This window comes from Planctomycetaceae bacterium, assembly GCA_041398785.1.
Taxonomy (GTDB): Bacteria; Planctomycetota; Planctomycetia; order Planctomycetales; family Planctomycetaceae; genus JAWKUA01.
Map to the genome: position 1 here is coordinate 31,003 of JAWKUA010000035.1, position 15,240 is coordinate 46,242.

At 61.6% G+C, this 15,240-nt stretch carries 3 protein-coding genes; 2 read left to right on the forward strand and 1 reads right to left on the reverse strand.

From position 1 onward, the window contains the following. Window positions 1–167 precede the first annotated feature (167 nt). The gene (locus R3C19_25395; GenBank protein ID MEZ6063698.1) at window positions 168–11,009 is read right to left on the reverse strand and encodes a carboxypeptidase regulatory-like domain-containing protein; all 10,842 of its coding nucleotides are present in this window, start codon (window positions 11,007–11,009) and stop codon (window positions 168–170) included. Between the two features lie 205 nt (window positions 11,010–11,214). Here R3C19_25395 and R3C19_25400 point away from each other — a divergent pair, with 205 nt between their 5' ends. After that, window positions 11,215–11,802, forward strand: a complete 588-nt coding sequence (locus tag R3C19_25400; protein MEZ6063699.1) for a sigma-70 family RNA polymerase sigma factor — start codon at window positions 11,215–11,217, stop codon at window positions 11,800–11,802. A 112-nt stretch (window positions 11,803–11,914) separates the two neighbouring features. Further along, on the forward strand, window positions 11,915–14,962 hold the full coding sequence (locus tag R3C19_25405) for a serine/threonine-protein kinase (GenBank protein ID MEZ6063700.1): 3,048 nt from the start codon (window positions 11,915–11,917) through the stop codon (window positions 14,960–14,962). Window positions 14,963–15,240 lie beyond the last annotated feature (278 nt).

A 15,240-nucleotide genomic window follows, 5' to 3' on the forward strand; every position in this document is an offset into this window, starting at 1 on the left:
CTGCCGGAACGGAGCGCATGACTCTAAGGGACATACACAGGTTCAAGTGAGCCGCCGCCACGGCTGATCTTTGCTGACGGCATTCCATGGCTGGTGTGGCCTCATCGGAAGCAAACCTCGACGGGTTCTTCATCTGTACGGAATCCTGGATTTCGGCCGCTGGATAATCACAGAGTGGCGAAGGGGTCGCCGAGGAAGATTTGGTCCAGATCTTCCAGGATGCCGGCCGGAGTTGCCGGAGGTAATGCTGTGGCTCCGGCGGTGGCGACCGTGAATTCCAGCGGGCGGCTCCAGTAGCCGCTGACGTTGTCGGACGAACTGATCGCCTTCACCCAGACTCGGTATGTTCCCGCCGACAGCGGCGTTGTCGCGGTGAACGTTGTTGTGGTGACGTTGTCGTTGCGGAACACAAGTCCGTCGCCGATTCGTTCGACGTACAGGATGTATCGCGCGGCTCCGTCGACGGCCTGCCAGGCAAACGTCGGCAGCGTGTCGGAAACCGTTCCCGTCGGAGCGAGCACGGTTGTTCGGCCGCCGATGTCGGACGTTGCAACGTCGCTCCAGGGAGCCACGCGGTTGTTGTCAGCCGTCGGACGAATCCACCACCGCATCGGTCCGTCTGGCAGCGGTGTCGGCGGAGTCCAGCTCGTCCCGGTCAGGCCGGATTCGCGGATGTCGCCGTCGACGGTGCGAACGAAAATTTCGTACGACGCGATGCCGGCCAGCGATGTCCATTCGAACATCGGCTGCACGTCAAACGTCGGGCTCTGCGGATTCACCAACTGCGGGCCGATGTAGATGTTCACGGGAACCGACCAGTCGCTTCTTCCGCCCGCGGCATCGACGGCTCGCACCCAGATCTGGTGAATGCCGAAGCCAAGGTCGTCCGTCGGAGTGAACGACGCGTCGGTCAGCGACGTTTCGTGAATCACGCGAGCCTGGCCGGTGATGACGTTGTTGACCCACAGTTCGTACATGGCGGCTCCGTCCACCGGCTGCCAGGAGATCTCCGGCGTGCGGTCAGCATTCGCGTGGAACGGCAGACTGTTGAGCGTTGTCGGCGTCGTGACGGAAAACGTGCGACCGGTGCTCCAGCCGCCTTCGCCGTTCGAACCGTCCTTGACTCGCACCCACGCCCGGTAGCGGCCGATCGGCAGCGGATCGGCCGGAACAAACGACGTCAGCGCCGTCTGAGCAATCACCGGCGCGCGTCCGTTTGTCAGGTCACCGATCCAGACTTCGTACAGCGCCGCTCCCGGAACATCGCTCCAGGTGACGGCCGGCGTCGCGTCGGACGTGCGGACGTTTGGACCGGTCACGAACGGCACGGACACACTCAACGTTGTCTGAGCATCCCCGCCCGAATCCGCTTCCGTCAGCCCCACATTGTCGCGAGCGACGCTGTAAAACTGATAGGTATGACCGTCCTGACCATTGTAGATTGCGGAAGTCCCCGTCGTGTCGTCAAACCACAGGACGAACGGGCCGCCGTCGTCGGCGACGTATATGTCGAAGCTTGCGATCCCGGAACCGGTACCATCGTCGCCGCTCCAGGATACTGCGAACGACTGAGTTTTCGTCAGGACCGGCAGTGTTTCAACCGAGCTCGACGGCGGTGTATCGTCGATCGTGTTGGAATACACGGGCGTGTCGATCGGTTCGTTCAGGTCGAAGATGATTCGCGCCTGAGCGTCGATCTGTGATTCATCCGCGATGTCGGACATCGGGCGGATCGAATACTCGACGAAGCCTTCACCTTCGGGACTGGTCGCATTCGGCGGCAGGAATCCGGCGAGGGCGTCGGAAATCAGGTCGCCGGTTTCGGGATCGGTTGAGGTGAATGCCCACGACGCGATTCCCGTGGAGAGATCGATGTCGGCATGGACGTCAACGTAGAAGCCGAGTGTTTCCGTCAGATCAATCCGTGTGTCATAGGTTCGAAGTCCGGGCGGAACATCGAATGTTAGATCGCCCCAGCCGAAGTTTCCGAGTTCGAACGTTGTCCAGTCGAGGTCGCCTGAAAGCTGCTGTGTAATGAAAACTTCCTGCGCGGGAGCCGTGGCTTCCGGTTTGTTTTCGAACAGGATCAGGTAGGGGAAGACCAGGTCGCTTTGGACAAAGTGCTGATCACCGAAGCCATCGGGGCCGGCAATATCGTTGGGATCGCGGGACCGCACGGTTGCCAGTGCCCGGAAAAATTCCCGGCGATTCGGCATATCAGGCTCATGGGTGTCGTCATCGTCTTCGCGGCACTGTGAGATCAGATCGAGAAAGCCTTCGAACCAGCCGTCACGATTGTTGATCGCGTTGCGATAGGTTTCTTCGAATTGGTTCAGTTGTTCGATGTCACCAAGCTGATCGGTGACGCCCTGAGCGGCGGCACTAATAGTGTTGAGCGCTGCAGTGATCGGACCGAGATTCGAGACCAGACGATCGAGTGCGGGCACCCGTTCTGCCAGCGTTGCCAGTCTGGGAATCAATGTTGTCAGGGCGGATGCATAGGTTCCCAGTGTTCCTGCGAAGCCCGTGAGCTTTGACACGACATTGGATGCTGCGTTCAGGTCACGTGCTGTCCCAAGCCGAACGATGGAGTTCCAGACATCGCCGATCGATGTCGCGGCACCTTCGACAAAGTATGTTGTCCCTGTCCCGATAGCGGTGCCGATCGCCCCGACGTTGCGGAGTCCCTGTTGCGTGGTCGAGACTGCGAGCGTCAGTGAAGCCTGAATGTTGTCATACTGGCGCTGGAGCTGGTTGTAGACGGCATAGACTTCGTTCTCCAACTGAGGGTTGTCGACCAGGAAGTCCAGCAGGCGATACTGAGTTGACGCGATCTCGTCGAGCCGCGAAACGACGCGCGCATTGACAATTAACTCACTCGCAAACTGCAGCAGGTTGACACCGAAAAGGCCGATATTTGCCCACAGCGTCTGTTGTTGACCTTCCCAGCGTTCGACCCAGTTGTCGAAGAACCCGTCCGCCGCACGCTGCCATTCCAGAGCTTTTCGCAGAGCACGTCGAGCAGCTTCGGCGATGGCCGGGTCGCATTCTGCGGGAATCGGAATCGCGCGAATTCGAGTTCCGTCTGCCTCGGGTTCCCCAAGGCCCTCGCGCACGATTTCACGCAGACGATTCACTCCCGCGGTGATCGTGGATGCCAGTTCGCCAAAGCTGGGCAGTGCGGCGCTTGCGAATCCCGAAGGAGCCGGCGCTACTGTGGGAGTCAAGCCGTAGGCGGGCACGTGCCACGTCCCGCTGATCGTCACGGCCATCGAGCCGACGACGGTTATGGTCGACGACGCAAACGAATACCCCGGAGCGGTCGCCGTCATCGAGTACGTTCCGTCCTGAAGACCGGCAAAGGCAAAGCTGCCGTCGGCATTGGTCAGAACGCTGGCGATTTCGATTCCGTCTTCGCTGGAAAGTGTGACGATGGCCGCGACAGGGGCCGAGGCTTCCGGTTCTGAACCGGCTGCCGCAAGCGTGCCCGTGATTTCGGACGTCGGTGCCGCCAGTTGCAGGTTTTGAACGATCGGGGTGCCGCCGAGCGTTACCGTCGCGGGAGTCGCAGGCACTCCGGTCAGTTCAATGTCCGATCCCTGTTCAGTCGGTGTAATGCGGTATGTCCCGTCCGGCAGCATGATCTGCCAGGCTCCGGACGCATCCGTCGTGACCAGCCACTGCAATTCCGGCAGCGCCGCGTCGTAAATGGCGACCGTTGCTGCGGACACCGGCGAGCCGGAGCTGTCCGTGAGAACTCCGCTGAGCGTCGTCTTCGGGCCGATCGTTTGCTCAATCGAATTCAGCCCGTCGACGATCGTCACGATGCGCTGTGACGTGCCCATCGCGTCGGTGATGCGCACGCGATAGTCGCCGGGACTCAGGTTGTCGAACGTCACCGTTCCCGCAGACGTCGAAGCAACGCGCGGCACCGCAGACGTGTCACCGGCCGGCGACAGGGCGATTGTCAGGTCGGATGTGATCAGCGCCGAAGTTTCGTCGACAATTGTCAGCGTCATCGACGCGGTGGACGCCTGGACATTCACAACCGCGAAACCACCGGCGGAAACAACGACATCGTTCTGCCGCGCGATCGAAGCTGCTTCGCTGAAAAATCTCAGAGCGTATGTACCGGGACTGACCAGCGGGAACACATACAACCCGACACTGTCCGTGATGCTCGTCGCGACGACCTGTCCATCGGCGAGCAGCGAGACTCGGACGCCTTCCAGCGCCGATGTGCCGTTTGTGTCGAAGACCTGACCGAGCACAGCACCGGCTGAGATTTCGAAGTCGATCGCGATCTCGTCGGTGTTGCCGGTTACCGTGAAGTCGTGGCGGTGCGAGCCGTCGGGCAACATCAGTGAGTAGTTGCCCGGAGAGAGCCGATCCACTTCAAACCGCCCATCGGCATCGGTGTAGTGAAGAACAAAGTCGCCGGCCGGATTCACGAGCACCAGCGGCAGGTCGGGCAGCGGATTGAATGCGTTGATGCCGGTCTGAGTCACCGTCCCCTGAACGGAGGCGACGGGATCGAGCGAAACGTCCTGTGTCGTTGTGGAATTCGCAGCAACCGCGATCGATGTCGTCGCTTCCGCGAATCCGAGCGCTGTGACAACTATGTCGTACGTTCCCGGTTCGACGCCCGGAATCGTGAACTGGCCGTTCTCGTCCGTTGTGCCGGCGATGATGATCGTGGCGGAAATCTCGAGATCGACGCCCGCGTTGGCGACGGGCTGTCCGCCGGCAGTGACGGTGCCGGTGACGGTGCCCAGCGTGCTGAAATCGATCGGCAGATTGACGTTCGCCGTTGTCACATTCTGCATGACGGCAACGTTGTCGATGCGAGTTTCGGCGGCGCCTGTAATTCGAGCGATCACGGTCACGGTCCCCGAAGTGACGCCTTCAATCGAGTAGAACCCGTTTTCGTCCGAACGGACGGTGCGAACGTTGCCGTCGAGCGAATCGACGATTACCGTCACATCGGCGACAGGCTGACTGGTCGTCGCATCGAGCGTCGTGCCGCTGACGGTTCCTCCGCTGGTCGTTGCAAGATCGATGAGCCCGGCGACGGCACCGGCGACAACGTCCACGACGGCGGTTGTTGGAATCGCAGTGTCCGTGCTGAATTCAAGCAGATACCGGCCGTCGGGCAGGCCTGCGAATTCGTAAACGCCGCGTTCGTCAACGAAGGCCGTGTAGCGTGTTCCGTCAGCATGTGCGGCCGTGACGGTCAGTGCCTCATCGGCACCGGGCATCGGCACGCTGTCATCGATGGCGACACGGCCGATGATGCCACCGCCTGTGCGCGTGACCAGCAGGCCGAGGTCTGCAACGGCAATCGAAGTGACTTCGACCGACGTCAGGTTCTCGGGCGGCAGGACTTCTTCGAAGTGAACCGAATAGTTGCCGTCGGGAAGATTGATCCAGCGCAGCAGCCCGTCGTCTGCAGCGCGAGCGGCAAACGTTTCGCCGGTGACATCATTGACGGCTCGCGCGAGAACACCGCTTGCCGGACGGTTCGGTTCATCCAGCGCGACCTGTGCCTGCAGGCTGGTCTGCTGGTCGGTGATGCCTTCGGTGAGGATGAACGTCATAAGACTGTTCAAGTCCGCTTCGCCAATGCCGTTGCGAAGTCGGTACAGCGTGGCTCCTTCCGAGAGACGTCGGACGTAGTCACCGATCGTCGAACCGGCGGAGACGAATTCGCCGTCGAAGGCTGCGTCCCAGGCGGCATCCGCCGATGCCGGGCGAATCTCAGCTCGCAGGGCGTCCCAGTCCATCGGTTCCGCGATGTCGGAACTCATCGATGTCGCTTCGATCGTCATGTCCGCGCCGCGGAAACGGAACGGCACACGGACCGTTTGCCCGGGAGCCAGAATTCCGGCCGGTCCGGTGGTTCCAGCGGGACTGATGGCCAGTTGTCGCAGGACATTCGTCGATGGATCACCGTGCAGATCAAGCGTCAGCGGCTGCGTGCTGGTGATCGTGATGATTGGCGAAACCAGATCCGTGTCGCCGATGTTCGTGTATTCGAAGTAGCCGGTGTACAGTCGGCCGCCGCGCAGGCTGCCGGGCGTCACGAGGCGAACCTGCAGATCGCCCGGATTGCCCACGACAACTTCGTACGCCGCCGATTGCGAACCGGACGACGAGCCGTCGGCAACATGCATGTCGTAAGTACCGGGATCGATCCCAACGAGATCGAACGTCGCAAACAAGTGATTCGGATCGTTCTGCACGACAGTCGCCGTGGCAACAACGGACCCGGTCGCGGAACGCAGTGTCACGACGGCGGAATCGGTAAATCCGGCGCCGGAAATCAGCGTGCTGGCCTGCCCGGAATTCGCACCGTGGGCTGGCGTGATTGAATCGACGGAAAACTCGACGCGATGCACCTTGATGTCAAACCCGGTTCCGCCTCCAGTGCCTTCGCGTCCGTGGATCAGAACGTAGTAGCTTTCCGCCTGCGCCGCCGGGACTGTAATTGTGCGATTGAGTTCGAGCAGATTCGACGCGGTGAAGTCGAAGATCGATCGAGTCGGCAGGACAGCTCGACTGACGAACACTTCGGCCTGTTCGTCTTGCTCGAACGACAGATCGAATCGAAGGTCGCCACGACCGTCGGGAACGTCAACGCGATAATAAACGTCCTGACCATTCGCAACGGTGTTGGAAACCAGCGTATCGAACGGCAGCAGCGGCACGGTGGATTCAATCGCGGAAGACGACACGCCGCGATTGTTGGTGCGGTCGGTGTCGCTTACAGAACCGCGGCTGTCGGCCACGACGAACACGAACCAGTCGCCGACGTCGACGCCGGGAAACGTTGCTGTCACGGATTCCGTGTACGAACCGTTTCCGGCGATTCCTCCGACATGATCACCGCGGGCGACAAGCACGTCGTCGGCGTCAAAGGTTGTATCGTCAGAGAGATAAACCGAGTCGGTCCAGGTACCGCTCAGGGCGTTCGAACTCAGATTGTTGACGATGTAAGACAGTGTGAATTCTTCACCCGGCATCGCTGTCGCCGGCAACGTGAAACCCGTGACGTCAACGGCCAGGTCGCCGGACAGCGCCGTCATCTCGCCGTTCAGAAGGACGTTGGTCGGATTCACCGCGGCGCTGAAGAACGGGGCGAGACCGCTGAACTGGCCGATGTCGCCGGTGCGGGAGGCGTAGGTGATGACTTCGTACTGATCGCCTTCCGTCGGGCCGAAGCCGTTCGCGAGTTCCACGTTGATTCGGCCGGAAGTGAAATCCGCGGCGCCGGTGATGTCCAGGTTGCCAAAGTCTCCGCTGGCCGGACGGCCGCCGATCTGGATGTTGACGGTGTTCGGGCTGGCGTCGGTGAAGTCGCCGTTGACGGTGAGCGTGCTGCCGGGGCCGAGCGTTGTCGTGCCGAACGTGCCGAAGTCGATCGATGACAGACGAGCGATCGTCGAGCTTTCGTTCTGAACCCACAGTTCGCCGGTTGCATCGTTGTAGGCCAGAGCGGCCGGCGAAAGTCGCGCGGCGGTGCTGCTGATCCCGGAATGCGACAGGTCGATGTCTCGCACGAATTCGCCGGTGGCGGTCAGTTCGCGGAGGAACTCCACGTTCGAGCCGGCGACGAGCAGGTTTCCAGTCGAACCGATGACGTCGACGTCGCCCCAGTTCAGACTGAAGCCGGGATTGCCACTCGGGTTGATGGAGAACGTGGCCAGTGTTGCTCCCGTGGCCGGATTCACTTCGTGGATGTCGCCTGTTTGGTTGAGCACATACAGCGTCCCGCGGGTCGGATGCACCGCGACGCCGGGCGTGGCTGCAGAAACGGTTGCCAGGGTTACCGTGGCGAGTTCGGCTCCGGTTGTGCTGTCAAGAGCGTAGACAATGGGCGGTGCGACCTGACCGCTGATGTAGATCAGACTTCCGGCAGGAATACTCGTCCCTCCGACATTCAGCGCGACGGGTGTTGCGTCCAAGTCGGAAAACGAATCCGGCTGTGCATCGGGTCGTGGCAGCGCGGGAAGAATCTCGACGCCTTCCGGAGTGAATCGGCGAATGTCCTGACCTGCTCGGATGGAATACAGGTTGCCGCTGGCTTCGTCGACCGCCAGGGCAATCAAACGCAAATCGTTGCGGATGAAGACCTCGTCGACCGGAAGATCAAACCGCTCCGCTCCGTTGGTGAAGTTGCCGGCGGTGGAAAAGTCGCGGCCGTTCTGCAGCTCGAAGACTCCCGAATTGACCGCCAGCGCATTGATGTTGGGAAACGCAGACGCCGTTCCGTCCAGAATGATGTGAGCGGCGCTGGACGTGATGTCGGGCACGGATCCGGTACTGTCCAGGAGCCGCAGCGTCGCAAACGGACCGGCTCGCCACGTGCCGCCGTGCAGCATGTCGTCGCCAATCGCCACGTCGAACTGCTTCGTACGCAGGTCGATGTCCAGTGTTCCCGACTGCACATCCACCGTGCCGAGATTGCTGAGAAACGACGTCGCCGAATACCGAGCGAACAGCCGCGACGTGCCCAGTCCGGCCGACTTCTGCAGCGTTCCGAAGTTATAGAACGTCGAACCAAGATTGCTGAAGTCGACGATTTCCAGATCCGCGTCGCCCCGCAGATCCCACGTTCCCTGATTGACGATATTCACCGTCTGCAGCAGCGTGAAGTGACTGCCGTCCGACTGAATCACAGTTCCGTAGTTGCGAATGTCGGCCCGCGCGCGGACGGCTTCCGGACCATCGATCGTGACGAAACCGTCGTTGATGATCGAGCCGAATGAATTCGTGCTGTCGTTGCCGATCCAGTGAAACATACCTTCGGGGAAATCCAGCCGCGCGGGATTCACGGTATTGCCGCCAATGAACGTCGTGAGTTCCACTCGGCCGGCACCGGAACCGGTGTACGTGCCGCCCAGCGTGATGTTCGCCGGGGCGAATTCGACGACGGCACCGGCTGAGGCGATGAAGTGCCCGCCGGTGCTTTCGAAGCCGAACACGTTCTGGACTCCCGCAATCTGCAGCCGCCCTGACTGGGCTTCGATCGTACCGCCGACCATTGCCAGACCGGAGTTCGTTCCGCCCAGCAGCGATTCACTCGTACCGCCGGACTTGCGGACGGTTCCGGCGTTGACGAGTCGCAGGCGGTCCGTCGTTGTGTCTGTTTCGAAGTCCCACACACCGCCCGCGCGGTTGTCGATCGTTGCCGCGATGCCGCCGCTGAAGACTCCCGAATCGCGATGCCGCAGTGTGCCTTCGTTGACAAGATAGCCGTTGCTGAGCGTCTTCTGATCGCCGCCGGAAAGCGTCATCGAGCCGACATTGATGAACGGATCGGCGGCCGTGCTGACGATCGCACCGCCGGTCCAGTGAAACAGGCCGTCGGAAAAGTCGAACGTCGCATCGCCGCCATTAAGTCGATCGGTGCGCAGTGTGCCGCTCGACAGTTCCACGCGGCCCGCACCAGTGCCGGTCGTCAAACCGGTGAAGTACGCCGACGTGTTGCCGCCGGTCAGATCGAGCACGGCTCCGGTTGCGACGGTGAATGTCGCGCCGTGTTCCGCGACATGGTTGCGATCCGACCCCGCCAGCGCGAGCGTTCCGCTGCTGACATCGACGGTGCCGCCCAGATGATTCACCTGCGAATTCACCGCCACGTTCATCGTCGACACATCCGTCCCGCCGGACTTTCGCAGCGTGCCGCGATTGTTGAAGGTTGTTGTCGCAACAGCGAAGTCGGCGTCGCTGCGGAAATCCCAGACGGCTCCGGCGTTGTTGTCGACGATGCCGCCGCCGAACGTTCCACCACCGTCGACGAAGACCGTGCCATCGTTCACGAACGTACCATTGCTGCTGAGAGCCTTGTGACCGTCACCGCTGAGCGTCACGAAACCGATGTTCGTGAAGAAGTCACCGCCGGGAGCGTCGGTCACAATCGAGCCGCCGGTCCAGTGAAGCAGGCCGTCCGGAAAGTTGAACGTCACGCCGCCGTCGCTGCGGGTGTCGAGTGTTCCGGCGGAGAGTTCGACGCGGCCGTCGCCGCTGCCCGTGAACGTGCCGGCATAGAACAGCGAGTGTGCACCGCCGCTCAGGTCGAGCACCGCACCGGCACCGGCGACAAACGTCGCACCGGTGCTGGGCACATTGTTGACGTTGGCACCTGCTCTAGCCAGCGACAGCCTGCCGCTCGTGACTTCGACCGTGCCGCCAAAATGGTTGACCTGTGTGCTGGTCGTCGATGCGAGTGTCGTTTCACCGGTCCCGCCACTCTTGCGCAGCATGCCGCGGTTGTTGAACGTCATCGTCGAGGTGACGAAATCCGCGTCGCTCTGGAAGTCCCACACCGCACCGGCTTCGTTGTTGATCGTCGTGCTGACGATCAAATTGCCGTTGCCGGTGATGTTGACCGTGCCGTTGTTCGTGAGGCCGCCGCCGATCGACTTGCCGTCGCTGCCGGAAACCGTCATCGTCCCGTTGAGCGTGTACGAGCCGCCGCCGGTCCCCGCGCCGCCAATGTTGCCACCCGACCATTCGACATCGTTCAGCGTCACCGTGCCGCCGCCTTCAACAAACAGCGAACCGCCGTTGATCTGCACCAGTCCGTTGAACGTCGAATCACTGGTGCCGAGGCCGCCACTGGCTTCGATGACGATCGTTTCTTCGCTGGCCACTTGAAAAAATCGCCCAGTCGCTGTCCTCACCGTGACGACCGGATTCGCCGCACCGCGATCAATGATGACTTCGTCGCTCGAAACCGGCTCGCGTCCGAGATCCCAGTTGGCCGCATCGTCCCAGAAGCCGTTCGCATCGGTGTTCCAGGTAATCGTCGCCAGCAGAGTGCGGTTTTCGAGCGATTCAACGGCAGGGGCAGCGGTGAAACTGACACGCCCGGTCGTGCGGGCTTTCCGCCGCAGTGATCTGCGACGACTATCAGTAGGACGACGGCCGATAACGGCATTCTTTGCAAAGCAGTTTCGGAACAGTTCGGCGAGCACCCCGCGGACATTCGGATTTCGCGATTTCACATCTGGCCCCTTTGTTGATTGAGACTGACCTCCGTCAAAAACGTCGGCGCACACATGGTGCGGACAGAAAATGGCAAGATTTCGCTTCGATGCCACGGTAGACTCGTCTCCTCACCAACGTGAACGGCCAGAATTGGCGAATTGCGGCTGCGGCACGATTTTTCGCGAATTCCGATTCACCGATGTATTCCCGGACTGGATTCCGATGTTGGACCGGCTTGAATTCTCCACTCTGATTCAGCGCGTTCGCAGCGGCGATCAGTCCGCCGCAGCAGAATGTGTGCGACTGTTTGAGCCGGAGATTCGTCGCGCGGCTCGCGTACGTCTGTCCGATCCTCAGCTGCGCCGGATTGTGGATTCGATGGACATCTGCCAGTCGGTGTTTGGCCGGTTTTTTGTCCACGCGGCCAGCGGCACTCTGGACCTGGACCGCCCGGAACAGTTGCTGGCGATGCTGGTGACAATGACTCGCAATCGCGTCACCGATCTGGCTCGGCATCAGCAGGCCGCGCGGCGCGATGTTCGGCGCGACACTGGCGGTGCGGGCGGACTTGCGACGCATCCCGACCCTCACCCCGGACCGCTGTCCGATGCGACAGGCCGTGAACTGCTGGCTCAGATTCACAACCGCCTGGACGCGACCGAAAGAGATCTCGCCGACCGTCGGGGCCAGGGCCAGTCGTGGCCGATGATTGCGAAGGAACTCGGCGGAAGCCCGGACGCCCTGCGAAAGAAGCTGGAACGCGCCCTGGACCGCGTCCGGGAGGACCTTGGCCTGGCGGATCCTCCGTAGTCGCGTTCCGGTGCTGCTGCGTCAAACCGAACAAATCGGAACTTTGCGCTTTTGTGTCCGGATGTCATGGCGATTTTCGTTTCCCAGGTCGAAGCCTTCAGGATTCTCCACAATGACGGACAACCTGCTGCAACGTCTGAAACGCGCCTGGGAAAGCGGACAGCCTCCGGATCTGCGCCAGGTGATTCCGGAGTTCGACGCGCTGTCCCCTGATGATCGGGCGATTCTGATTTCCGAAGATCAGCGCCGCTCCGCCGCTCACGGAACGCTGCGAGGCGTGGAGCTGTATCTGACGGAATATGCCGCCGGCATCGACGATTCGCTGCGGCTGGACCTGATTTATCACGAATTCGTGTTGCGCGACGAAGCCGGCCAGGAGCCTGAAGCGTCGGAGTATCTCGACCGATTTCCGCAATACCGGGAGTCCCTGGAACGCCAGTTTGCTCTGCATGCAGCTCTGACCGCCGGTGCGGCCGACGCGACGGTGGAAGCGGATTTCCACGACGTCAGCACGATCGACATCGATCGACATCGGAGTTCTGCGTTCGCTGCCGGCGCGCGTGAACAGCCGCTGACGTCGCTGCCTTCCATCGAAGGGTTCGAGTTGCTGGAACTGGCCGGTCGCGGAGCCAGCGGTGTCGTGTACAAAGCCCGCGATCTGCGTCTGCAGCGCGATGTGGCTTTGAAGATGCTCATCAGCGGCGGACACGCCAGCCCGGACGAAGTCGCCCGTTTGCGGCGTGAAGCGGAGTCCGCGGCACGGCTGCAGCATCCGCGGATCGTGACGATTCATCAGGTTGGCCAGGCCGGCAGTGTTCCGTTTCTTGTGATGGAGTTCATCGACGGCCCGACTCTGGCCGATCTGCTGCGCGACGGCCCGCTGCTGACTGATCGCGCGGTGGATCTGCTGCTGCCGATTGCAGACGCCGTGCAGTGCGCCAACGAACATCAGGTCATTCATCGCGATCTGAAGCCAGCCAATATCCTGCTGAACCGCCACGGCCGGCCGTTTGTGACAGACTTCGGACTGGCGCGCGTCGTCGACTCCAGCCTGAGTTCAACCGGCCATGTAGTTGGTACGCCGCGGTACATGTCGCCGGAGCAGGCGCGGGGCGAACCGGCCACCGCAGCCAGCGATGTGTACGCGCTGGGAGTGATCCTTTACGAATGCCTCAGCGGCCGGCCGCCGTTTCAGGCGGCCACCACCTGGGATGTTTTGAATCAGATTATTCGCCACGATGCTCCTCGTTTGCGGGAACTGAACACCGCCCTGCCGCGTGATCTGGAAACGCTGTGCGCGAAGTGTCTGGAGAAGGATCCGCGGCGGCGATACGACACGGCCGCCGAATTCGCCGGCGACTTGCGCCGATTTCAAAACGGACAGCCGCTTATCGCCAGACCGGTTGGTCGCCTGCAATGCGCTGTCAAGTGGTGCGTTCGAAATCCGGTCATCGCGGCTTTGCTGGGGACCGTCGCGCTGGCTTTGATTTCGACCGCGATCGTGGCGACCGTGTCACAGCGCCGCGTATCGGACGCGTTGACCGCCACAAACAGGTCGCTGGACCGCGAACGCCGCCAGCGCGATGTCGCGATCGCCGCCATGAACGATCTTGTGTATCGCGTTTACGACGATCTCGAAAAACGCGAAGCCAGCGTCGCGGCGCGCGGAGAAGTGCTGCTGTCGGCGATCGACGGACTACAGAAAATTATGGACGACGGAGGTGACCGGGACGACACGCGTCTGACGATGGCGACGGCTCGCAACCGCTATGCGTACATCCTGACTCAGCAGGCTCGCTACGACGACGCGAAGGACGAATACCTGAAATCCATTTCGCTGGCGGAATCCGTCACCGGTCCGCAAGCCGTTCGCGCGCAGGCTCAGTGTTACATCAATCTGGCGCACTTCTTCGAACGCACGGCCGAGTTCAACCGCGTCGAAGAACCGGCCGGTCACGCGATCGGGCTTCTGGATGACCTGTTGAGTCACGATCCGGACGACGGTGAACTCAGGCGGCTTCGATGCCTGGCGATGTACCGCCGCGCTTCCGCTCAGGCCGGAACGAACGATGCCGCTTCCGCTCGCGCCACGGCGCAGGCAGCGCTCGCCGACGCGGAATCGCTGCTGGCCGTCAATCCGCAGCAGCCGGCACTGCGCGAACTCGTGATTGACCTGGCAGGTCATGCGGCTCGCCAGTGCATTTGGCTGGGCGAGGGCACCGCCGCGGAACCGCTGTTCGGGCGAGCTCTGGAGCTGCTGGCTCAGGAAGACATCGAAACCACCGAAGACGTTCAGAAGCGCACTCGCTACTACCAGACGATTCGCGACCTGGCAGACATTCGATTCGCCCGCATGCAGTATGCCGAAGCCCGCGGCGGTCTGGAAAAAGCCGTTGCCGGGCTGAAGAAGCTGGTGGACGCCGAACCCGAACGGCCTGGTTTTCGACTTCGGCTGGCGTCGGCACAGTTGCGTCTGGCTCAGTACGTCATGGCCTCCGGGGAGTTCGAACGGTCGCGGGAACTGGCCGCGCGCAGCATCGAACATTATTCCGTCGCGGTGGAATCCAGCCCGGAACTCGCGGTTCAGCGACTGCAGATTGCGATCGGCTGGAACCTTCTGGCCGGCATCAATCTGCGCGAAGGCCGCACGTCGGACGCTTTGCAGTGCCTGGCGAATTTCGTGTCGAACCTGCAGCCGATTGAGGACGCTTTTCAATTGCAGACGGCTGTCGGAACCGTTCGGGAACTGATCGACATTCTGTCCGGTGTGAGCGACGGGACGACTCACGCAACAGCCGCCGACATTGATCGTGCTCGCCGGGCGTATGAAAACCTGCAGGCCGTACATCACGGCGACTCGGCCGCGTTTGTCGAAGCCCTGCCGCAACTGCGCAGTGACGTCGAAAGCTGTCAAAGTGCGGCACTGAAGCCGGTACTGCTGTCCTGGCTGGCCATCAGCAGCGGTCACCGGTATGCCGCTCTGGCAGCGGCGCCGGACACGCCGGAAGACCAACTGGCTCAGGCCGCCGAAGACTGCATCCAGGCAATTCAGACTGCGGTTGCGGCGGGAGGCAGTGACCCGGAATCTCCCGTCAGCGAACCCGCGTTTCAGGCACTGCGCAACAACAGCCGCTTCCGGGCAGCATTCCCTCCGAAGTAACGCCTAGGCCGTTGGTATCGCTGGCGAAACCGAATGGTCGCCAAGACTACATTCGCCAATGGACCCTGCGAACCCCGCGATAACCTGATCGGAGGGATACAAGTCAGCAAGGTAAGCCGCAGGGGAACAAACATGTACTCTTCACTGTGCCAGAAAGTTAGTGTAGCCATTGCCGTACCATAGGACGAAATGACCTGGTTAGCGCGACCGCCCTGTTGGGGGCTTTGAAATCGGCATTGTGCTTCAGTGGTGGATTGCTTGCGGACGGCGGCTGCGGA